This is a genomic window from Persicitalea jodogahamensis (genome assembly GCF_014651615.1).
In the GTDB taxonomy this organism is placed as follows: Bacteria; Bacteroidota; Bacteroidia; order Cytophagales; family Spirosomataceae; genus Persicitalea; species Persicitalea jodogahamensis.
Window position 1 is genome coordinate 588,078 of sequence record NZ_BMXF01000004.1, and the last position, 20,793, is coordinate 608,870.

At 45.5% G+C, this 20,793-nt stretch carries 22 protein-coding genes; 9 read left to right on the forward strand and 13 right to left on the reverse strand.

Annotated features, from left to right (window positions below; translation table 11 throughout):
- Positions 1-59 precede the first annotated feature (59 nt).
- Positions 60-1,073 (reverse strand): glutamine synthetase beta-grasp domain-containing protein, encoded by a 1,014-nt coding sequence (locus IE117_RS20805; RefSeq protein WP_189566727.1) that lies wholly within the window; start codon positions 1,071-1,073, stop codon positions 60-62.
- A 361-nt stretch (positions 1,074-1,434) separates the two neighbouring features.
- Here IE117_RS20805 and IE117_RS20810 point away from each other — a divergent pair, with 361 nt between their 5' ends.
- From IE117_RS20810 to IE117_RS20820, 3 genes are all read left to right on the forward strand, one after another.
- Positions 1,435-2,151 (forward strand): RsmE family RNA methyltransferase, encoded by a 717-nt coding sequence (locus IE117_RS20810; RefSeq protein WP_189566729.1) that lies wholly within the window; start codon positions 1,435-1,437, stop codon positions 2,149-2,151.
- A 79-nt stretch (positions 2,152-2,230) separates the two neighbouring features.
- Positions 2,231-2,896: a DUF4159 domain-containing protein gene (locus IE117_RS20815; protein WP_189566731.1), complete on the forward strand. Its 666-nt coding sequence runs from the start codon at positions 2,231-2,233 to the stop codon at positions 2,894-2,896.
- Positions 2,897-3,058: 162 nt separating this feature from the next.
- Positions 3,059-3,805 (forward strand): acyl-CoA desaturase, encoded by a 747-nt coding sequence (locus IE117_RS20820; protein ID WP_189566733.1) that lies wholly within the window; start codon positions 3,059-3,061, stop codon positions 3,803-3,805.
- A gap of 247 nt (positions 3,806-4,052) precedes the next feature.
- On the opposite strand, the gene IE117_RS20825 is transcribed toward IE117_RS20820, so the two are convergent.
- From IE117_RS20825 to IE117_RS20845, 5 genes are read right to left on the reverse strand one after another with little or no spacing between them, the layout of a single operon-like run.
- Positions 4,053-5,417, reverse strand: a complete 1,365-nt coding sequence (locus tag IE117_RS20825; protein WP_189566735.1) for a sensor histidine kinase — start codon at positions 5,415-5,417, stop codon at positions 4,053-4,055.
- A gap of 3 nt (positions 5,418-5,420) precedes the next feature.
- A complete protein-coding gene (locus tag IE117_RS20830) occupies positions 5,421-6,098 on the reverse strand; it encodes a response regulator (protein ID WP_189566737.1) in 678 nt (225 codons plus the stop codon).
- Positions 6,095-6,628 carry a 5' nucleotidase, NT5C type gene (locus IE117_RS20835; RefSeq protein ID WP_229581223.1) on the reverse strand — a complete coding sequence of 178 codons (534 nt, stop codon included), beginning with the start codon at positions 6,626-6,628 and terminating at the stop codon, positions 6,095-6,097. The genes IE117_RS20830 and IE117_RS20835 overlap by 4 nt, the downstream gene beginning before the upstream one ends.
- On the reverse strand, positions 6,628-7,971 hold the full coding sequence (locus IE117_RS20840) for a dihydrolipoamide acetyltransferase family protein (RefSeq protein ID WP_189566739.1): 1,344 nt from the start codon (positions 7,969-7,971) through the stop codon (positions 6,628-6,630). Before IE117_RS20840 ends, IE117_RS20835 begins: the two co-directional genes overlap by 1 nt.
- A 50-nt stretch (positions 7,972-8,021) precedes the next feature.
- The gene (locus IE117_RS20845) at positions 8,022-9,284 is read right to left on the reverse strand and encodes a competence/damage-inducible protein A (RefSeq protein ID WP_189566740.1); all 1,263 of its coding nucleotides are present in this window, start codon (positions 9,282-9,284) and stop codon (positions 8,022-8,024) included.
- A 109-nt stretch (positions 9,285-9,393) separates the two neighbouring features.
- Between IE117_RS20845 and IE117_RS20850 the strand changes: the two genes are divergently transcribed.
- From IE117_RS20850 to IE117_RS20860, 3 genes are all read left to right on the forward strand, one after another.
- A complete protein-coding gene (locus tag IE117_RS20850) occupies positions 9,394-10,128 on the forward strand; it encodes a DUF4197 domain-containing protein (protein ID WP_229581225.1) in 735 nt (244 codons plus the stop codon).
- A 38-nt stretch (positions 10,129-10,166) separates the two neighbouring features.
- Positions 10,167-10,508, forward strand: a complete 342-nt coding sequence (gene gldC, locus IE117_RS20855; RefSeq protein WP_189566744.1) for a gliding motility protein GldC — start codon at positions 10,167-10,169, stop codon at positions 10,506-10,508.
- Between the two features lie 158 nt (positions 10,509-10,666).
- Complete coding sequence (locus tag IE117_RS20860) at positions 10,667-11,713, forward strand: YyaL domain-containing protein (RefSeq protein ID WP_189566746.1); 1,047 nt, start codon at positions 10,667-10,669, stop codon at positions 11,711-11,713.
- 7 nt (positions 11,714-11,720) lie between these two features.
- On the opposite strand, the gene IE117_RS20865 is transcribed toward IE117_RS20860, so the two are convergent.
- The 6 genes from IE117_RS20865 to IE117_RS20890 all read right to left on the reverse strand — a co-directional run bounded on the left by IE117_RS20865 (position 11,721) and on the right by IE117_RS20890 (position 17,675).
- Positions 11,721-12,311 carry a tetratricopeptide repeat protein gene (locus IE117_RS20865; protein WP_189566748.1) on the reverse strand — a complete coding sequence of 197 codons (591 nt, stop codon included), beginning with the start codon at positions 12,309-12,311 and terminating at the stop codon, positions 11,721-11,723.
- Positions 12,312-12,331: 20 nt separating this feature from the next.
- Positions 12,332-12,682, reverse strand: coding sequence for an MmcQ/YjbR family DNA-binding protein (locus IE117_RS20870; RefSeq protein ID WP_189566750.1), 351 nt, complete (start codon positions 12,680-12,682; stop codon positions 12,332-12,334).
- The gene (locus IE117_RS20875) at positions 12,679-12,867 is read right to left on the reverse strand and encodes a DUF6728 family protein (protein WP_189566751.1); all 189 of its coding nucleotides are present in this window, start codon (positions 12,865-12,867) and stop codon (positions 12,679-12,681) included. The genes IE117_RS20870 and IE117_RS20875 overlap by 4 nt, the downstream gene beginning before the upstream one ends.
- Position 12,868: 1 nt before the next feature.
- Positions 12,869-14,866, reverse strand: coding sequence for a (E)-4-hydroxy-3-methylbut-2-enyl-diphosphate synthase (ispG, locus tag IE117_RS20880; protein WP_189566754.1), 1,998 nt, complete (start codon positions 14,864-14,866; stop codon positions 12,869-12,871).
- A gap of 120 nt (positions 14,867-14,986) precedes the next feature.
- The gene (locus IE117_RS20885; RefSeq protein WP_189566755.1) at positions 14,987-16,210 is read right to left on the reverse strand and encodes a sugar MFS transporter; all 1,224 of its coding nucleotides are present in this window, start codon (positions 16,208-16,210) and stop codon (positions 14,987-14,989) included.
- 112 nt (positions 16,211-16,322) lie between these two features.
- Complete coding sequence (locus IE117_RS20890) at positions 16,323-17,675, reverse strand: Gfo/Idh/MocA family protein (RefSeq protein WP_189566757.1); 1,353 nt, start codon at positions 17,673-17,675, stop codon at positions 16,323-16,325.
- A gap of 315 nt (positions 17,676-17,990) precedes the next feature.
- Between IE117_RS20890 and IE117_RS20895 the strand changes: the two genes are divergently transcribed.
- From IE117_RS20895 to IE117_RS20905, 3 genes are read left to right on the forward strand one after another with little or no spacing between them, the layout of a single operon-like run.
- Positions 17,991-18,410: a 6-pyruvoyl trahydropterin synthase family protein gene (locus IE117_RS20895; protein ID WP_189566759.1), complete on the forward strand. Its 420-nt coding sequence runs from the start codon at positions 17,991-17,993 to the stop codon at positions 18,408-18,410.
- On the forward strand, positions 18,388-19,071 hold the full coding sequence (gene folE, locus IE117_RS20900) for a GTP cyclohydrolase I FolE (RefSeq protein WP_189566761.1): 684 nt from the start codon (positions 18,388-18,390) through the stop codon (positions 19,069-19,071). Before IE117_RS20895 ends, folE begins: the two co-directional genes overlap by 23 nt.
- Before the next feature lie 43 nt (positions 19,072-19,114).
- On the forward strand, positions 19,115-19,822 hold the full coding sequence (locus IE117_RS20905) for an SDR family NAD(P)-dependent oxidoreductase (RefSeq protein ID WP_189566762.1): 708 nt from the start codon (positions 19,115-19,117) through the stop codon (positions 19,820-19,822).
- A 26-nt stretch (positions 19,823-19,848) separates the two neighbouring features.
- Here the strand turns inward: IE117_RS20905 and IE117_RS20910 are convergent, their stop codons facing one another.
- Positions 19,849-20,778: a sugar phosphate isomerase/epimerase family protein gene (locus IE117_RS20910; protein WP_189566764.1), complete on the reverse strand. Its 930-nt coding sequence runs from the start codon at positions 20,776-20,778 to the stop codon at positions 19,849-19,851.
- Positions 20,779-20,793 lie beyond the last annotated feature (15 nt).

Consider the following 20,793-nt stretch of genomic DNA (forward strand, 5'->3'; position numbering starts at 1 on the left):
AGTCAAAAGAAAAAGGCCACTGAATTTTTCAGTGGCCTTTTTCTTTTAATAGGATGAAATTACACTTCGACCGATTTTACGGTTTTAATGATCCGGGCAGCTACTTTGTAAGGATCAGCCGCAGAGTTGGGACGACGATCTTCCAGCCAGCCTTTCCAGCCGCGCTCTACCGTGGCGATTGGAATACGGATTGAAGCACCGCGATCGGAAACTCCGTAGCTAAATTGATCAATAGACTGCGTTTCGTGAAGACCAGTGAGTCGCTTATCGTTATCAGCGCCATACACTTCGATATGTTCTTTAATATAGGGCTCAAAAGATTGGCAAATCTTATCGTAAGTATCTTTGTTTCCAGCAGTTCTCAAAACAGAATTGGAGAAGTTGGCGTGCATTCCAGAACCATTCCAATCCGTGGCGCCCAAAGGCTTGCAGTGCCAGTTGATGGCAACATCATAAGTTTCGCCTATTCTTTCCAACAGGTACCGGGCGACCCAGATTTGATCACCGGCATCTGCAGCACCTTTTGAGAATATTTGGAATTCCCATTGTCCGGCTGCCACCTCAGCGTTGATACCTTCGACATTTAGGCCAGCCTCAAGGCATACGTCCAAGTGCTCTTCTACGATATCGCGTCCAAATGCATTTTTAGCGCCGACGGAACAATAGTAAGGACCTTGCGGTGCCGGATAGCCCTGTGCCGGAAACCCAAGTGGCAAATTGGTCTCTGGATCCCAGAGGAAATACTCTTGTTCAAAACCAAACCAGAAATCATTATCGTCGTCCACGATTGTGGCCCGGCCGTTGGAGGAATGGGGCGTGCCATCAGCATTCATTACTTCGCACATTACCAAATACCCCTCCTTACGCTGTGGATCAGGGCAAATGAACACGGGCTTGAGCAGGCAGTCTGAAGAACCACCCTCAGCTTGCTGGGTAGAAGATCCATCGAACGACCAAATGGGGCAGTCCTCCAATTTCCCGCTGAAATCGGCTTCAATTTTGGTTTTGCTGCGCAGGCTCTGAGTTGGCTTGTATCCGTCCAACCAAATGTACTCGAGTTTCGCTTTTGACATAATTCTGATGAAAAGGGATTATTGAAATGATTATAGACTATGATACAATAATACGGGTTATAGTTAATTTTATAAAATAATATTTAACAAAAAATCAATAGTACAGTAATATTATTGGGCAAATTGTAATATTTGGAGTTTTCTTTATGATTTTTTGCTAGTGAATTACCTTTTGAACTGGGTTTAAAATGGGCAACATATGCCTTGAAGGTATTTAATGAAGAGGAAAAAATGAATATTCGTACTAAAATAAGGTTGATTGGCAAATTTTGATTTTCCGATATTATGCATGATAATTGAGGCATAAGAAAAGCTACTCTGGCTCCTCAATACTTAATAAAGTACAATTGGCACGATCTGTATGAACATATTCTTTCAGCCCGACAATACAAAGAAATTTTTAGAAGGTGATGAGGCACAGCATTGCATTCGGGCACTACGGATGCATCCTGGCGACTTCCTATTGGTGACTGACGGACAAGGCAGAAAGGCCAGAGCCCGGCTTACTGATGTCTCGAAGAAAGAGTGCTTTTATGAAATCGAAAGTCTGGAGATTGTGCCGCCGCCGCCATACACCATAGAGATGGCGGTTTGCCCTACGCGCAAGGCAGACCGAAATGAGTGGATGGTGGAAAAAATGTGCGAAATGGGTGTGAAACAAATTAATTTTTTAGTGTCTGAACATACGCATCAGGAGACAATCAAAAGAGTAGTGAATTTGGAACGCCTCCAGCGAATTGCCTTATCCGCCATGAAGCAATCGAGGCAATTTTATTTGCCCAAACTAAATTTTTTTCTCTCAATTGAAGATTTTTTTAAGCAAAACTTGGCTAAACATCGTTATATAGCCTACGTTTCTGAAAAAGAGGAAAACAAACATTTGATTGAAGTAGCAGCAAGCACCGAGTCAGTGGCAGTGCTTATCGGGCCGGAAGGCGATTTCAGCCCTTCTGAAATTGTGAAAGCCATAGAGTGTGGCTTTACTCCTGTTTCCCTTGGAGAAACCCGATTGCGAACCGAAACGGCGGCTGTGCTGGCTTGCCATAGCGTTCATCTGGCAAATGTCATGCAGAACTGAATGGTTCTATTTTAACAAAACTCAACCGTTTCGAAACCATCTAAGTTATATTCCTCACCATAAATACAACTTGCGCATAATGAAGCGACATTATATTTATTTGACAATCCTAGTCTTTCTGTTGAGTTACGGGCGATCCTCGGCTCAGTCTTCCTTCAAAATTGCTAAGCTGAAATACGGCGGCGGAGGGGATTGGTATGCAAACAAAACGGCATTGCCGAACTTGATTAAGTTTTGCAACGCCCAAATGAAAATGAACATCTATCCAGAGGAAGATGTAGTAGAGGTGGGTAGCTCTGACATTTTCCAGTACCCTTTTGTCCACATGACTGGTCATGGCAATGTAGTTTTCACCGATTCGGAGGCGAAAAATCTGCGAAACTACCTCCTCTCAGGTGGTTTCCTGCACATTGATGACAATTACGGGCTAGATAAGTTCATCAGGCGGGAGATGAAAAAAGTGTTTCCTGAACTAACCTTTATTGAATTGCCTTACAACCACCCCGTTTATCATCAGAAATACAACTTTCCCAATGGATTGCCCAAGGTACATTTACACGATGAAAAGCCACCACAAGGTTTCGGTCTGATCTATCAGGGGCGTTTAGTTTGTTTTTACTCTTACGAATCTGACCTGGGCAATGGGTGGGAAGATCAGAGTGTATACAATGACCCTGAAGAAAAACGTCAGGAGGCGCTACGGATGGGAGCCAATTTGTTGGACTACGCCCTTACCGTTTTTTGAATTTTAAGGTAAAATCTCAATTATGAGAAAAATCATAAAACGAATCTGCGTTTTTAGCCTTAGTTTTGTTTGATTTACCTATTTAACCACACGTCTTTAATCTTCATTTTTTTTCTTATCCGTTAAGCGGCTTTTTCACAACTTTCTATCATTTATTAAATTATGTACGCAGTCATTGCCGCATTTGTCGGCCATTGGTACCTATCTCTATTTTGCCAAACCTTTTTTCTTCATCGCTATTCTGCTCACAAAATGTTCAAAATGAGCAAATTCTGGGAGCGATTTTTTTATTTGTTAACCTACTTGTCCCAAGGTTCGTCCTATTTAAGCCCCCGGGCATATGCTATCCTACACCGCATGCACCATGCATTTAGTGATACGGAAAAGGATCCGCACTCGCCACACCACACTAAGAACATCTTTTCGATGATGTGGGAGACTAAGGATATTTATAATGCGGTTTTAAACCGTAAGCGTGCTATTGAAACCCGTTTTGAGCGCAACTACCCTGAGTGGAATTTTATAGAGAAACTAGGAGATTCATGGGCGTCACGATTGGGTTGGATCGCACTCTATACCGTTTTTTACGTTTTAGCGTATGTGTATCTGGACATGCACTGGATTTTCTTCTTTCTGCTTCCTATTCATTTTCTGATGGGACCCATTCACGGTGCAATTGTCAATTGGAGCGGTCACAAGTATGGCTATCAGAACTTCGATAACCAGGATAAATCCAAGAACTCACTTATTTTCGATGTGCTGATGATGGGAGAGTTATTCCAGAATAATCACCATAAGCGCCCTAACTCCATAAACTTTGGCTCCAAGTGGTTTGAGTTTGATCCGACCTATCCGGTAATAAAACTACTGGATAAAGCCAAGATCATAGAAATCAGGAAAAGGGAGTAGTCCTCAGTATACCGTAATCAATACAAGCAAAAGGGGCGTTCGATGAACGCCCCTTTTGCTTGTAAAACTTTAGCAGATGTTGCTTACTCCTGCCAAGTCTGGTTATTAACACCACAAAAAAAATCTATACCCTAAGGATACCGATAGAATCGGCTAAATATCAATTAAGGATTTAGGCTGATCAGCCTTACAATACAAAGGAGGCTTAGAATAATTAGAATGGAGTTAATATTAAATTAGAATATCATTAGAAGTGTAAAAATTCCAGAACGAAACGGGTACCTGAAGGCTGATTGGGTAAAATCGCGATGCTTCCATTGTGAAGTTTGATAATTCGCTCCACCAGCGATAGCCCGATGCCTGAACCCTTCACATTTGCAGTATTGATACCGCGGTAGAAAGGCTGGAAAATCAGGTTGTGATCTTCCGCCACAATTCCCTTTCCCGTATCCGAGAATTCTATCCGAATGCTTTTTTGGTCAGCAATTAATTGAACAAGCACGGAATTATTGTCAGAAAATTTACATCCGTTTTCCATTAAGTTGATGAAAGCCGTCCTGAGTAAGGTGGCGTTCCCAATAATCTCTAACCAGGTATCTTCTTCCGGCAATTCCTCAATGGCATACAAAATCTTGTACGTTTTGTTAGACTGGGAAAGGTTTGTCCTCGTGTCCCAGAGAATTTCATCCAACCTTACCCGATCCGTAAGCATCTCACGTTGGTTTTCACTGACTTTTGCGAGTTCCATCAGCGAATTGGAAAGTTGGGATAATTCCTGAATGTCCTCAAGCACGGAGCTGATTGTCGTGCGATACTCTTCCTGGGTCCGCTCTTTCAAAAGGCTCACTTCCAGCTGAGAACTCATTTTGGTCAATGGGTTCTTTAATTCGTGAGATACATTGGCAATGAAAGTTTTCTGAATTCGGAAAGCGTATTCAATTCGGTCGAGTAGCTTATTGAAAGTGGTAGTCAGTCGACCTATCTCATCCTGTTGGTTGGGTACTTCGAGGCGGGTACTCAGGTTTTGGGGTAGGATGCCTTCCACCTCATTCATTACCCTAGAAATAGGCAAAAGAGCCCTCTGCGAGAATACCAGGCCGGCAAAGGCAACAATTGCTGTCACGAACAGAAATATTATCGCCAGCATCGTTCTCAGGTTATCTAGGTTTGCCTGCCCATAGAGGTCCTGCGCCCCCAGCACGACCACCGTTTTTCCGAAGGCGTACTTATTATAAATGCCTACAACATAGTAATCTCCGTCTCGGTAGCGAATCTGATCGGCCCGTCTGATTTCATTCAGCCAATAGTTGGATACGTGGATGGAAAGTGAGTCAGTGTTACTGTAGATCAGCCTGTTCCTTTCATTAAAGATTAGAATATTTTCATTATAGATCAGGTTGCGGTTCGACCGGTCAAAAACTTTAAGCAGTTGAGGGTCAATCTTGGGTTCACTGAGAAGTTCCGCGGAGGAAACTGCCTTGGAGCGTAACCTGTCATAAAAATCTTCTACCGTATTGAGATAGGTGAAGTAATAAATGGCCATAAAAGACACGACCAGAATGCCGCTCACGAGCAGACCGAATTGGATCGTCAAACGTGTCCGGATTTGCATGGCTCATTCGGTCTTCAGCACATAGCCCATCCCGAACTGCGTGTGAATGAGCTTTACTTCATAATCCCGATCGATCTTTTTACGGAGGTAGTTGACATAGACTTCTATAATGTTAGTCCCTGAGTCGAAATCAATTTCCCAAACTTGCTCGGCTATTTCTGCCTTCGAAATAACTCTGCCCTGATTGCGAATGAGGTAAACCAGGAGGTTGAATTCACGTGCCGTAAGCTCTATTTTGTCCTCGGCACGGTGAACGGTCTTGGCATCCATGTTTACTTCCAAATCGGCGAAACGCATAATTTGGGCTGTTTGACTTACCGCACTGCCACGTTTAGTCAAAGCTCGCACTCTTGCCAGAAGTTCTTTAAATTCAAAGGGTTTGACCAGGTAATCATCGGCTCCGGCGTCAAATCCAACAACTTTGTCATCAGTGGTCCCAAGCGCTGTAAGCATGAGAATAGGAGTCTCGTTTCCCGATTTCCGCAGCTCACGGCAAAGCTCAACCCCGTTGATTCCGGGAATAATGATATCACTCACTATCAGGTGGTAGTTGTTGCGCATGGCCAATTGCCTGCCGATCAACCCATCGTATGCCACATCCACGCTATAACCGTTCTCTTCCAAACCCTGTTTAAGGGATTGGACCGTTTTCGGTTCGTCTTCTATTAAGAGCAGGTTCATTCTTTCGGTAAAAACATTTCCCTGATTTCACGCCAATTGGCCACTCTCGGATAGGCCGTTTCTTCCATATTGTGGGGTGCTGAGTACAGAATTCCCTTCCCTGTGAATGACAGCATATTTTTGACGTGGTCGTCAATAAGGAAGTCGGAGGAAATAATACTTTTATCGCCGCAAAAAACAATGTTTTTCCATGCTATATCCGGAAAATTCGATTGCAGCCAGTCATATTTTTCCCGGAAAGAGTTAGGAAACTCCAGCGCCGCCGTAGCCACGAAAATTTCGTAGTATTGTGACAACTCCTGTACTGTTTCCTGGGCGCCTTCCATTACGGGAATATCTTTGAAAAACCCCGACTGGTGGATATAAGTATACATTTTCTTGAATTGCTTCGGATGCAGCAATTCTTTAATAGGGGTCTTGCGGAAGTCTTCGTATAAGTAGTGAGTGTCAAATTCATTGAGGACGTAATCAATAAGCTTACCATGTGTATCGGCAAGCACGTCGTCCATATCAAGCGTAATTCTGAGCATTATAAAATGGGTCGATTAGAATCAAAATTTTCAAGTATATCCGAAACCTTCTTCAAGAACATTCCCCCCAGCGACCCATCCACCACACGGTGGTCATAAGAGTGAGAGATGAACATTTTATTACGAATGCCCAGCAAGTCCCCCTCAGGGGTTTCGATAACCGCCGGCTTCTTCACAATTGCCCCAAAGGCCATGATTGCAACCTGCGGCTGAACGATGATGGGCGTTCCCATAAGATTGCCAAAAGTGCCAATGTTTGAAATAGTGAAGGTGCCACCCGTCAAATCGTCGGCTTTCAGTTTGTTTTCCCGAGCTTTCTTAGCGAGGTCGTTTACTTTTTTTGCCAATCCGATCAGGCTGTATTGATCAGCCTGGTGAATGACCGGAACAATAAGGTTGCCATCTGGCAACGCCACCGCCATACCAATGTTTATATCTTTTTTGAGTAAAAGGGAATTGCCATCAACCGAAACGTTGATTAAGGGATATTCTTTAATCGCCTTAATCACGGCCTCAATCAAAATCGGGGTGTAGGTGATTGAAGTGCCGGTTTGGCGGCGAAAATCGTCTTTAACGCGCTCCCGCCATTTGACAATTGGCGTCATGTCAGTCTCTATGAAAGAAGTGACATGGGCAGAAATATTTTTCGAGTCGGTCATGCGCTGAGAAATCATGCGGCGCATCCTGTTCATTTCAACTATCGTGATGTTATCACCAGATTTGGACACGGGGGCGGCAGGGGCGGTATCTCCTGTTCGGGTCTCTAAGAATTGGACCAGATCCTTCTTGGTTACCCGGCTTTCGGCACCCGATCCTTTGATCTGCAATAGTTCCTCCATCCCAACACCTTCTTCTTTGGCAATGCTCAGCACCAGAGGCGAAAAAAATCCGTTATTGGAATCGTTACCTGTAGAAGGGCGGGAGGGAAGGGTCGCAGCGCTGCTTAGCGTAGGCAACCCATGTGAAGCCATGTGAGTCTCCCAATCCTCCACAGCTTCGTCCGGTTCAACTTCCTGGTTTTGATTTGTGTCCTTTTCATGACCGTTGTTACCAACCGGAGTGTCGGGGTGGACTGTGGTACTTTGTTCCACCTTGTCTGATTCTGATACCTGTAATTTTGCTACCGGGCTACCTATTTTTACAACCTGTCCCTCTTCCACCAGAACCTCTACCAAAGTACCTGAATAAGGAGAAGGTACTTCGGTATCAACTTTGTCAGTAGCTACCTCCAAAATTGAGTCATCCGCTGCAACTGTATCGCCAACTTTCACAAGCCAGCCCAATACAGTGCATTCCATGACGCTTTCGCCCATTTGGGGCATTATCATTTCGACTATTTTCATACTTTAATGAGTGAATTAATTAGCCAAAGCACCTGGGTTCACAGATGACGCTATTGGGCTACTTCCTCTAAAATACATTTCATTAACAAGTCCAGTACATAGGTCGCAGTCAGCTCAATATTCACGGCGCGATGCTTGGTGAGAGTGAGCATCCGGGTCGTGGTACGGCTCGGGGAGGCGCACGCGATCCAAATAGTACCTACCGGTTTTTCAGGACTGCCACCGTCTGGCCCGGCAACTCCGCTTGTGGCAATGCCGTAGGTGGTATGCATCAGTTTTCGAACACCCTCGGCCATAGTTGACACAGTTTGTTCACTCACAGCACCATAATCAAGTAAGTCAGCCATAGGTACCCCCAGGGTGTTCATTTTTACATCATTGTCATACGCAACTACTGAACCTGTGAAATAGCGTGAGGCGCCGGGAATGCTTGTGAGTTTATGAGCTACAAAGCCTCCCGTACAACTTTCGGCCGTGCTGAGTGTGGCGTGTTGGGTCATAAGTAGTTTTCCAACTACGGTTTCCATTTCATCATGATCATACCCATACACCCACTTTTTGATCACTGGCATGATGCGCTCTGTCTCATAGGCAAGTTCACTAGCCAATTGGTTTTCATCGTCTCCGGTTGCAGTCAGCCGCAAACGAACCTGGCCAAAATGGGGCAAATAAGCCAGTCGGATGTGCTGCGGCAAACTGTCCTCCCAGAATTCTATCATTTCGGCAAGAGTGGACTCGCCGATGCCAATGGTTCTGATAACTTTATGGCGAATAATGGGTGGCTTGAAAAAAGTCAGCAGTCGAGGCAGTACCCGCTGAGTCATCAGATTTTTCATCTCAAAGGGTACGCCAGGCAGCGAAACAACTATTTTGCCATCAATCTCAAACCACATTCCCGGCGCAGTCCCCCAGTCATTCTGCAGATAGGTGCAGTTTTTAGGTAAAGCTGCTTGCTGACGGTTAAGTTCAGTCATCGGGCGTCCGCGCCTGTTAAAAAAATCGGATATCAGCTGCAATGCATCTTCATTGATTTCGAGTTCTGTATCAAAGAATTTGCACAGCGTATGCTTCGTGATGTCGTCCTTGGTGGGCCCCAAGCCACCAGTAATGATCAATAAATCGACCCTGGCGAGGGCTTCTCCCAAAGCTGCCAGAATATCTTCGGCATTGTCGCCTACCGAAGTTTTGCGAGTGGCTCGAATGCCTACATTTGTCAGTTCCGTACCAATCCACTGCGTGTTGGTGTCGGTGATTTGGCCGAAGAGAATCTCGTCGCCAATCGTCATTATTTCCGCCTTGATCGGGGGCCTCATTGGTGCGATTTATGTTATATAACCCTTGTTTCAGGCCAAAATTACGTAAAATTTATCGGGAACGATTACGTTTGTCGAGTAGTTCAAGATGCAAACAAAACCAACAACAATGAATAAAAATTGGATAATAGTGCCGATCATCCTGTTAATGACCGGATGTTCGTCGCAAGCGCAGTTTGGCAAAACAAAGTTAGGTAAGATTTTAGGTCAGGTGCAGGAGCAGTCCGGTGCGCTGTCGGAAAATGAAATCGCCAATGGCTTGAAAGAAGCTCTCAAAGTTGGAATTGGGAACGGCTCTGCGGAAGCATCGCGCACTGATGGCTACTTGAAAAACGAGTATATCAAGATACTTTTTCCTCCCGATGCCCAGAAGGTTGAAAACACACTTCGGCAAATCGGGCTTGGTGATGAGGTGGACCGCTTTGTTCTTTCCTTAAATCGCGCTGCTGAAGACGCTGCCAAAAAATCCAAACCGATTTTTATTAAAGCGATCACTTCAATGACGATCAATGATGCCGTGGGTATTCTCAGAGGTCCAGACGATGCCGCAACCAACTATTTGAAAAGAACTACCAACGAGGAATTGTATGATACTTTCTTTCCGGTAGTCGACAGTACGCTCAATCTCAACCAGGCTACCCGGTACTACGCAGACCTTGTGAACACCTATAACAAAATTCCCTTCGTACAGAAGGTGAATCCGGATTTGAAACAATACGCTACCCAGAAGGCAATGGATGGCCTGTATTTCCTGATTGCCCAGGAGGAAAAGAAAATAAGGGAGGACCCGGCCGCGCGGGTGACGGATATTTTGAAGCGTGTTTTTGCGCGGGCAGGGCAGTAGTGTGTACTTTTGTGGAAATCCTTCTATCTATCTAATTGATGAAAAAATCAGAAATAAATTTCACTGTCGATCTCGACAATCAAAACGTTCCAGACAAAATCCACTGGAGCGCTACCGATAACCCCAATGAGGGAATCGAGGATACCCGCGCCATTGCCGTTGCCGTGTGGGATCATTACCACCGGGGTACTTTGAAAATTGATCTGTGGACAAAAGACATGGAAGTTTTTGATATGAAGCGCTTTTATATTGAGACAATGAGCGGTATCGCCGATACACTCCTGACTGCGACTAATGACAAAAAAATGGCGGATAACATTGAGGCTCTCTGCCAACAACTGAGCAAGGATCTGGAAGCGGAAATTAAAGCAGCAGAATAATATCGTATACGATGAGGAAATCGGCATATAAGTGCTACCCAACTGGTATTTTGGGGTTGTTCTTTTTTCTAACACTGTTATTTTCTTGCAGTGAAAATTCTGGTAATCAAGAGAATAGTGCTGAATCTGCATCAGGCACAACAGTTTCGGATCCATTGGTGCCCATCACGAAGGAGGGGGTAGTTTTTTATGCCAACAATGTTGACAAAGCGTTTGAAATGGCGAAGGCGGAAGGCAAGCCCCTCTTCATAGAAATATATTCGGAGTCCTGTCACGTTTGCCAGAGTTTCATTCCCATTTTCAATACGGATAAAGTCAGTGAGTTCTATAACGAGACATTTTTTAATTACCGGATTGAGGTCAACTCGCCGGAATTTCAGAGTTTCGTTTTGGGACAAAAGATTTTTGTTCCTTCTCTTCCGTTGCTTCTGTACTTTGATCAGAACCGGAATCTCACTCACCTGGCCACCATCGATGCAAATGCTGAACAGCTGGTTGAGCAAGGCAAAATTGCACTTGATCCGGAACGCCGGGCAGACTCAATGAAGCGGCGGTTTGAGGCTGGTGAAAGGGATAATCAATTTCTTATTGATTACGCCTTGTTCAGTAAAGTAACGATGGACACCGTGGCTAACCGTAAGGCGATGGAAATATATGCCAGTCAGCAGCCAGAAAGCAGCTATTCGTCGGAGACGAATTATCTTGCTATTCAGAAACTACTTATGGATGTTGAGAATCCGCTGGGCAAATATTTCGTGACGCATTTACCGGTTTACCGGCAAGGTCGTGATGCCGCTGAGGTAAAAAATGTAGCGGAAAACCTTATTATGTCGTCCCTTTACAGCAGTTTTGGCAATCAGTACAGCAGCACTAAAATCAAGCAGATGCGTGATTACATGATAAATGCTGAGATCGACCCGCAAGTTGCCCGGAACAGGGTGCTTCTGCCATTGATAAATGCTTATTTTAGGGAAAATACACCGCAGCGCGCAGTAGACCTGGTCAATACGCACATTACGCAAGTACCTCTTAAAGTACCTGATTACGCCTACTTGTTGAAGTACTTTAACGAACGTTCACCAGATGCGAGCTACGTACCTTCGGCTGAACGTTGGGCGGCAAATGCCTTAAAAATGGCTCCGAAAGGTTCTGAAGAGGAGGTGAATCTTCGGATGGAATTGGCCGCAGCCAAGCGCAGACAATAGTAATTGATTAGTCCTTAGTGAGATTTGGCCCTTTCTGTTCTGCCTCAATAACATAGGGCAAATCTATGTTAAAGGGGAATTGGGATAATATTTGAACCGAATCCTCGTCCCCTAATTCCACCGCTCGCAGCAAATCACGTTTTGATTGCGCAAATTGATCCATACGTAACCTCGACAAGCCTCGTAACCGCAGGGCATCAGCCTTCTCATTTCTGAAAAACCAGACAGCTTTGTCGAATTCCCGAAAGGCATCTTCGAACTCGTGTAAAGCAAAATGAGCTTTTCCCTTATCCAGATAGCAGTCGGCAAGGGTATTGTCGAAGCTTAATGCTTGAGAGAAATCATAAATCGCGGAATAGTAATTCTCATCACGGAGATTGCATTTGCCACGCAGCGCATACGCGACGGCGGATTTGGGATTAGCCTTAACGGCCTCGTCGAAATAATGAAATGCCGTTTCGAACTTGCTTCCTTCTATCAGCCTGACACCTTCTGAAAAGCGAATTAAGTCCTTTTCTGCCTTCGATTCATGATCGGTGAGGAGATACTTGATGAAAAGGTAAGGTATGAAAAGCAGGACGACCAGGCATATTTCCATTTGCTTTGGGTTCTAATTGGTCAGAGAAGGTCTGCGCGGACTCTGGCAGGAAGCGTAGCCACTACCAAATCGTAAGAGTCTCTGATCCAGGATTTCAACATTTCATCGTTCACGCTGCCATCTGCCAGTACCGTATTCCAGTGCTTTTTGTTCATGTGGTAGCCGGGAAGAACGCACTCAAATTGCTCGCGCAGTTCCTGCGCTGTCTCAGGGTTGCATTTCGCATTGAATTGCAGAATCTCGGTATCCAGTGGTGTCAGGAGAAAAACTTTGTCCTTTACCTTAAACACTAAGGTTTGTTCCCCAAAAGGAAATCCTTCCGTTGTTCCTGACAATGAAAGGCAAAAATCGCGCAGATCTTCAATGTTCACCGTGTGCAGGCTCTAAAAATCATCACGATTACACAGAACAGGAACATCACGATTGAGATCCGGTTGATCCCATGCATCATTTTCAAATTGAACGAACTGGGATCGTTGGGGTCAGGCTTTTTAAAAACACGGATGAAATATTTGAATACATCACCAATCTGAAAATATTTTTTGAAATCACTCATATCAATTGTCTGAAGGTTCTGTCCACCTGCCGTCTTCCTTAATAATCTCAATCAATTCCGAAACAGCCTTTTCGGCAGTGACTGAACGCTTAACGACTTGCTGGCCGCGATAAAGGGCAATCTTGTCTTTTCCCATCCCCACATAGCCGTAATCGGCATCCGCCATTTCGCCGGGACCATTCACGATACAGCCCATAATGCCAATCTTTAAACCCTTGAGGTGCTCAGTATGTTTGCGAATCATGGCTGTTGTCTCCTGAAGATCGAATAAGGTCCGGCCGCAGGAGGGGCAGGAGATATACTCGGTTTTAGACATTCGGGTCCGGGCTGCCTGCAAGACGCCAAAAGCAATCGAGTTGAACTCCGCTGCGGTCTTCAATTTACCATCTTTCATTGCAACCTCCTCGAAACCGGGACTCAACCAAATGCCGTCTCCCAATCCATCAACTAACAAACCTCCTACATCCGTAGCCGCAAACAATGGCAATGTCTCAGAACTTTGTGCCTTGTAAGTTCTCCTGACTACGACGGGTGCAAGTATTTTCTTCTCTAAGAATTTGAAAAAGAGCCGCCGCATCTCAGCCATAGCATGCTCATTGCTGGAAGTAAGGACGAAAACTACCTTACCCTGATCATCAAAATGATTCAAAAATTCATCATTGAAGTCGTGGATGTCCCCCTGAACAAAGTTCAAAGCATTGTGCACATCGCCGTTTTCGGTAAGCTCCTGAACAGTGAGAAGAGGTAGTTTGTTTTTACGATCCGGATGATCAACCCAGACACGATAGTCGAGAATTTCTTTAAGCCCGTTGGGAAGCATGAAGGGAATGGGTTGCTGACCCGAATAGATGTAGTCGGCGCCCTGATCGTTCATTGCCCACTTGTCGGGAACGGGCAGGAAAAAGTGACCAACGCTACGAAGGTCTTCGTGGGTTTCTACCAAAACTTGGGAGTAATCAGCAATCACGCGTGGCACATTGATTCCACCGATGTTATTCACCTCATGCGTGGTGCGACGGTTGTACTGAAAAGGGTCGATAGGAAGGCGGCTCACAGGATCAATGGGTGCATGATCAGATCGCGAAGAGTACCTATCCACCAGAGCCCTGGCCACTGGAACTTCATTTTCCGGTGCCTCAGTCAGTGAAACCCGCACAGTGTCCCCCAAACCGTCTTCCAGAAGCGTACCGATCCCAACCGCAGACTTGATCCGGCCATCCTCGGCTTCGCCAGCTTCGGTAACACCCAAATGCAATGGATATGGTTTCAGTCCCTCTTCATCCAGCCGCTGAACCAGTAAACGGTAGGCCTCCACCATCACCTGCGTATTACTGGATTTCATGGAAAGCACGATCTGGGAGTAATTCATTTCCTCACAAATCCGCAGAAATTCCAGCGCCGATTCTACCATGCCCAGCGGCGTATCACCATACCTACTCAAAATTCTGTCAGAAAGTGATCCGTGGTTGGTGCCGATTCGCATGGCGGTGCCATATTCCTGGCAAATCTTTACGAGCGGCATAAACTTCTCTCTGATCCGCTCTAATTCCGCAGCGTATGATTCATCAGTGTAGTCAATAACTTCAAAACGCTTCCGGTCGGCGTAGTTGCCGGGGTTGATCCGAACCTTCTCTACAATCCTGGCGGCCAGCTCGGCGGCATTTGGGGTAAAGTGTATATCAGCGATAAGTGGTACCCGAATCCCGCGCGACAACAATCCATTCTTGATATTTTCGAGATTCTGTGCCTCTTTTACACTTGGCGCGGTAATCCGAACGTACTCACATCCAGCCTCGACCATCCGGATTACTTCGGCAATTGAACCCTCGGTATCCATGGTATCGACAGTAGTCATCGACTGGACCCTGATAGGGTAGTCAGAACCCAGGGGAAGGTCGCCTATGTTGACCGTGATCGTTTGTCGGCGCTGGTAGCTGGTTAGTGAAGGGCAATAGGAGGTTTTTGAAACTAGGGCCGGATCGGAAAGTATGGCTTCCATATTACAGTTGCGTTTTATTTCAAAACGAAGGCAATTCCAAAAAGTTCTTAATTGAAGGTAATTGAAAGTTCGCTTTGATCCACTCAATACGTTAAACAGGGTGGGTATCTCTCCCTGATTTTACCAAATGCGCTTTTTGTGACCCCAGACAGCGTAATAATAAATGAATAAATACAATGGGATCATGAGTACATAAGCGTTTTGGGTGCTGCTCATTGAGTCCGCTAAGGCTCCGTAAACCAAGGGAAGAATGGCGCCGCCAGAAATCCCCATCACAAGTAAGGCTGCCCCGGTCTTGATGAATTTGCCCAGGCCTTCAATCGCGAGCGGCCAGATAGCAGGCCACATGACGGCATTGGATAAGCCCAACAGTGCTATACATAGGACTGAGGTATAACCCGTTGTAAATATTGCCACGATTGTCACGACAATGCCGAAGAGTGCGGAAAATTTCAGCCATGCTTGCTGGGAGATATACTTAGGTATTAGTAGAATGCCCATGATATAGCCAACGATCATTGCGCTCAGGGTGTAGGTGCCGAACAATTTTGCCTCCTCCTCAGGAAAACCGCTCGTCACTCCATAACTGATAATGGTATCACCAGCGATTACCTCGACACCCACGTAACAAAATATGGCGAATACACCCAGCATCAGATTGGGAAATTGAAAAATGCTGTCTTTGGCAACATTAACTGACCCGTCGGTGGGAAGGTCATCTTCAGGTTCATCAATTTCCGGCAAGTTTTTTGACATTTTAATCAGCAATGCCATTCCTACCAAGACGCCTGTCAAAATGAGATACGGGGTAACGACTTTGTCCAGTTCCTCCGCCTGGGTTGTGGCCGTAGTTCCAGCCAGCAGTAATCCACCAAAAATAACCTGACTGACAATACCCGCAGCCTTGTTGGCCAGTCCCATAAAACTAATGCGAGCGGCTGCACTGTCCTTGGGACCAAGAATAGTCACATAGGGATTAATTGCAGTTTGTAACAAGGTCAGGCCTATACCAATGGTAAATAATCCGACCAAAAATAATGTGTAGGAGGCAGAGTTCGCGGCAGGGACAAATATCACTGTACCTACGGCCATGACCAGAAGGCCAACCGACATCCCGTTTTTGAAGCCGACCATTTTCAGCACCGCTGCCGATGGTAATGCCATCAAAGTGTAGGAGATAAAAAATGCAAAGGTGACGAGGTAAGAACTGGTGTTATCGAGGTTAAAGGCTTTCTGAAAGAAAGTAATGAGCGTACCATTCACCCAAGTCACGAAACCCAGAATGAAAAATAAAACGCCTACAATTATCAATGGACCGAGGTAGTTGGGCTTGTTTTGAGACACGGAGAGAGAGGGTTTTGTTAAATTGATATTCGCAATTGGTACAGAAAGTGAGAACCGAGGAAGCCAGAATAGGAAACTAGTACATTTGGTACTGAAATTTTAAATATTATGACTAGTAGCTGCCATCAAGCCCAAATATACGCTTGTTTGTGCGCCACTTGCCACGAGTGAAGTCAGGAATTTCAACTGGAGAGCTACCTCGGGCGATTGAAAGCTCGGAAAGTGGGCTAATGGCGCTCCAGGCTGCAGCATCATACACGTCAATCGGAGGGGCTACTTTATTCTTTATTGCCTCGATAAAGCCACGCAGCACAAAATAGTCGATGCCGCCATGACCGGCATTTTCCGCCTCGCTGGCGTTTTGCTGCCATACCGGGTGATCGTATTTATCAAGGATTGGACCGGCGGCTTCCCAGGTGTGAGGCTTTTTGGCTGAGTCTTCCAGGTAAATCATGCTGCCGTCATTCATCCAGATACCCTCGGTACCCTGCGCCCGAAATCCGAGGGAGTAGGGGCGCGGCGAATTGGTATCGTGCATAATTACAATGTTTTCTCCATTGTAGCAGTCAATAACGGTTGTCACTACGTCACCCAATTTAAACTTCACCTTGGCATTCGGATGGTTCTCACCGCCTTTTTCGACAATATATTTGTGCAAATTCCGGGACTTCGTAGCCGTAGAAGTAAGGTAGTTGAATTTATTGCCACGGTTGATGTCAAACCAATGGGCTACCGGGCCAAGTCCATGGGTAGGATAAATATCGCCGTTGCGATCCACTGAATGCTGCGTGCGCCATTTTGCCTCTGAATATCCTTTCTCGCCGAATTCAACGCCTCCTCCGTAGGCTTGCTTACCGTTGTTGAATTTCACCTCCCGCAAGTCATGCTGATATCCACAGTGGGCGTATGTCATTTCGCCAAACAAGCCTTTGCGTACCATGTTCAATACCGCCATCACATCGCGACGGTAGCAGACATTTTCCAGGATCATGCAATGTGAGCCTGTCTGCTCATGGGTGTCTACGAGATCCCAGGATTCCTGTAAAGTGACTGTCGCCGAGACTTCCACCCCGGCGTACTTGCCGCCTTTCATTACTGCTACGGCCATCGGTACGTGCCATTCCCAAGGTGTGGCAATGACCACCCCGTCAAGGTCGTCCCTTTTAACCATTTTGAGAAAGTCCTCATCTCCTGAAGCATACACCTCCGGTTTTTTACGGCCGTCTTTGGTAATCATTGCCAAGGTGGTTTTTATCGCATCAGGATCAATATCACAGATTGCGTTGATTTCCACATCGGGCCGAAACATGGCCTGCTGTACATGATTACGGCCTCGCATACCCACGCCTATGAAACCGAGACGAACTTTGTCCGCTGGGGCGGGGTTTGTAAAGCTGAAAGCCGGAATAATACCGGAAGCGGTTGCTGCAAGGCTGCTTTTCTGAAGGAAATTTCGTCTATTCATTAAAAGGAGGAGGTTGTTTTTACAAGCCGCAAAATAATTCTTAAATCACCCAATAGTAAATTTATTTATTAATTAATGATTTTTGAATAAAAGTATCTGTACAAACGGCTTTTTTACAGGCGTTTAGAGTAAGGTAGTCATATTTTCGCGCTGCATGAGATTAAATATTGCAGCTTAAACAAAAGAATAAGACGCCTCGTTAGTCCAGTGCATTTATAATCCAATGGGCAAGGACAGACCACACCCAGCGGTCACAAATGTGTTGTACACAAACTTTGTAACGACATTTAGACCTGAATTTTACTTTAATATCACATGACGCCACACAGAGTCTCGGTGTTCCGTAAGGAGCATTTTAATGCCGCACATCGTCTCAATAACCCTAATTGGTCCGATGAGAAAAACGAACGCGTTTATGGCAAGTGTAACAATTTTAATTTTCATGGTCATAACTACGATCTGGAAGTGCGACTTACGGGGGAAATCGACCCGGAGACAGGATACGTCTATGATATGAAGAAATTGAGCGACGTGATAAAGGTAAACGTACTTGATCGCTTCGACCATAAAAATCTCAATCTGGATACCGATGAATTTAGTGACTTAAACCCTTCGGCTGAAAATATCGCGATCGTGATCCATGACATTTTAAGAAATACAATTGATTCTAAGTTTGATTTAAAAATTCGCCTCTACGAAACGGAAAGAAATTATGTTGAATACCCCACCGAATAACGGATTGCCCAATGATGGCGAAGTCGACGACATTGGCCACGACCACATTATGACTTCTTACGATACACCACTGCGGGTAGACGCCTTTGCTATGGACGACGATATCAAGATCGAGCTCATCGAAAAACATTTCCGTCATATCATGGAAATCATGGGACTTGATCTCACGGATGATAGTCTCAACGGCACGCCGCATCGGGTAGCCAAGATGTTCATTAAGGAAAATTTCAGCGGTCTGAATCCTGAAAATAAACCTGCCATTACGCTCTTCGAAAATAAGTACAAGTATGGTGAAATGCTCGTGGAGAAGGATATCACGGTATTTTCAAACTGCGAGCACCATTTTGTCCCCATTTACGGCAAAGCCCACGTTGCCTATATTTCAAGCGGTGAAGTCATTGGTCTTTCCAAGCTGAACCGCATCGTACAATACTACTCAAAACGCCCCCAAGTGCAGGAAAGGCTCACTGTTCAGATAGCCAATGAGCTGAAAGATGTATTAAAAACGGAAGACGTAGCGGTAGTCGTGGACGCTCAGCACATGTGTGTTCAATCACGGGGAATTCAGGACTCGGGTAGTTCTACGATCACCTCATTTTACGGAGGTAAATTTAGAGAAGAAGCCACCCGGAAAGAGTTTCTAAGCTACCTTGAAATGTAAATGTTGAAGGCAGGCTCATTAAGCACCAGCAAAATTTATCCTCTTGAAAAAAAGATTCGCGAATAAGAATATCCTCATCGTAGGCGCCAGCACTGGCATTGGTCATGAAGCGGCCCGCATGGTTTTGGCTGAGGGCGGTACCGTTTGGGTGGCCGGCCGCAACAAGCCTGACCTTGAAGTGGAGTTTCTGAAATGGGATGCTTTAGCTCCGGAGGATTCCGTTTTTGACAGCTTACCAGAGACCATGCACGGCCTTATTTACTGCGCCGGAACCATTAATCTGAAACCATTTGGCCGTTTGAAGCTTGAAAACTTTAATACTGATTTTCAAATCAACACCCTTGGGGCTGTGGCGGCTTTGCAACCCAACATCAATCGTCTGAAAAAATCCAATGGCGCGGGTGTGGTGTTTTTTAGCAGTGTTGCGGCCAACACTGGTTTTACATTCCATACCTCTATAGCCATGGCCAAGGCTGGGTTGCAAGGATTAGCGATTGCACTGGCAGCAGAATTTGCCCTGGCAGGTATTCGCTTCAATGTGATAGCCCCATCACTCACCGATACCCCGTTGGCCGAACAGTTGTTGTCGTCCGAAGACAGGAGGGAGGCGTCGGCCAAGCGGCACCCGCTGGGTAGATTTGGCACACCTCAGGATCTGGCCACTGCTGCTACCTACTTGGTGAGCGAAGATGCGAGCTGGATTACCGGGCAAATTTTGGGTGTCGATGGTGGATTAGGAAAGCTCAAATAAACATTCACCACCGACACCCTCGAAAATTATATCATTTTCCCGACTCTTTCCAGCATCTCCTTCGTTTTTCTGATCCCCTCATACTCGTCAGTTTTGCTGCCCTCGTATTCAATACCGACAATTCCTTTGAAGCCGCTGTCTTTCACAATCTTCATGATTTTAAGGTAGTCAGTTTCGATAACATTGCCATCTTCATCGAAATCATACGATTTCGCACTTACTCCCTTGGCGTAAGGCATCAATTCTTTGACGCCTTGGTAGCGGTCATATTCCTTCACGCAGTCATATGAGCCCTTTTTCCGTTCCAGACAGAAATTTCCAAAATCAGGCAAAGTACCTACATTTTTCATTCCCACCTGTTTCATCACTCCTGAAAGCCATTGCCCATCAGATGAATAGCCACCGTGATTTTCCACGATAACGTTAATTTTCTCCTTACCGGCGTATTCTCCGAGTTTTCCTAACCCATCAATCGCCGCTTTAGCCACTTCCTCCGCAGTACCGGTGCCGAATGCATTCACCCGAATTGTTTTGCAGCCCAGATATCTGGCAGCTTCCACCCATTTGTAATGATTTTCAACGGCCTGATTGCGCTTGGAATCGTCTAGTTCACCGAGTCCCCCCTCACCATCAATCATGATCAGATGATTTTTGATGTCGTTATCCTTGCAGCGTTGAAGTAGTTCGTTGAGATAGGCAGTGTCTTTTGCCTTGTCTTTGAAAAACTGATTTACGTATTCGACAATCCCAATATCGAACTGTTTCCTCGCGATTTCGGGGAAATCCATATTGGTGATTTTCTTGGCAAATAGCGCTTTATGCAACGACCATTCCGCTAAGGATATGTCAAAAAATAATTTCTTCTTCGCTGAGTCTGCCAACAGGTCGGAAAAAGTTGTCGCGCCTAGGGCCCCGATTCCAATGGATTTAATAAATTCTCTTCTATTTTGTGACATAGTGCGGTTAATAAT

Excerpts from the sequence above, each read along its gene's own strand:
- IE117_RS20815 (WP_189566731.1), top strand. The coding sequence starts at position 2,231 with ATGAAGCGACATTATATTTATTTGACAATCCTAGTCTTTCTGTTGAGT.
- folE (WP_189566761.1), top strand. The coding sequence starts at position 18,388 with ATGTTGAATACCCCACCGAATAACGGATTGCCCAATGATGGCGAAGTC.
- IE117_RS20835 (WP_229581223.1), bottom strand. The coding sequence starts at position 6,628 with ATGCTCAGAATTACGCTTGATATGGACGACGTGCTTGCCGATACACAT.
- ispG (WP_189566754.1), bottom strand. The coding sequence starts at position 14,866 with ATGGAAGCCATACTTTCCGATCCGGCCCTAGTTTCAAAAACCTCCTAT.
- IE117_RS20875 (WP_189566751.1), bottom strand. The coding sequence starts at position 12,867 with ATGAGTGATTTCAAAAAATATTTTCAGATTGGTGATGTATTCAAATAT.
- IE117_RS20825 (WP_189566735.1), bottom strand. The coding sequence starts at position 5,417 with ATGCAAATCCGGACACGTTTGACGATCCAATTCGGTCTGCTCGTGAGC.
- IE117_RS20910 (WP_189566764.1), bottom strand. The coding sequence starts at position 20,778 with ATGTCACAAAATAGAAGAGAATTTATTAAATCCATTGGAATCGGGGCC.
- IE117_RS20805 (WP_189566727.1), bottom strand. The coding sequence starts at position 1,073 with ATGTCAAAAGCGAAACTCGAGTACATTTGGTTGGACGGATACAAGCCA.
- IE117_RS20865 (WP_189566748.1), bottom strand. The coding sequence starts at position 12,311 with ATGGAAATATGCCTGGTCGTCCTGCTTTTCATACCTTACCTTTTCATC.
- IE117_RS20890 (WP_189566757.1), bottom strand. The coding sequence starts at position 17,675 with ATGAATAGACGAAATTTCCTTCAGAAAAGCAGCCTTGCAGCAACCGCT.
- IE117_RS20820 (WP_189566733.1), top strand. The coding sequence starts at position 3,059 with ATGTACGCAGTCATTGCCGCATTTGTCGGCCATTGGTACCTATCTCTA.
- gldC (WP_189566744.1), top strand. The coding sequence starts at position 10,167 with ATGAAAAAATCAGAAATAAATTTCACTGTCGATCTCGACAATCAAAAC.
- IE117_RS20840 (WP_189566739.1), bottom strand. The coding sequence starts at position 7,971 with ATGAAAATAGTCGAAATGATAATGCCCCAAATGGGCGAAAGCGTCATG.
- IE117_RS20845 (WP_189566740.1), bottom strand. The coding sequence starts at position 9,284 with ATGAGGCCCCCGATCAAGGCGGAAATAATGACGATTGGCGACGAGATT.
- IE117_RS20895 (WP_189566759.1), top strand. The coding sequence starts at position 17,991 with ATGACGCCACACAGAGTCTCGGTGTTCCGTAAGGAGCATTTTAATGCC.
- IE117_RS20810 (WP_189566729.1), top strand. The coding sequence starts at position 1,435 with ATGAACATATTCTTTCAGCCCGACAATACAAAGAAATTTTTAGAAGGT.
- IE117_RS20830 (WP_189566737.1), bottom strand. The coding sequence starts at position 6,098 with ATGAACCTGCTCTTAATAGAAGACGAACCGAAAACGGTCCAATCCCTT.
- IE117_RS20850 (WP_229581225.1), top strand. The coding sequence starts at position 9,394 with ATGAATAAAAATTGGATAATAGTGCCGATCATCCTGTTAATGACCGGA.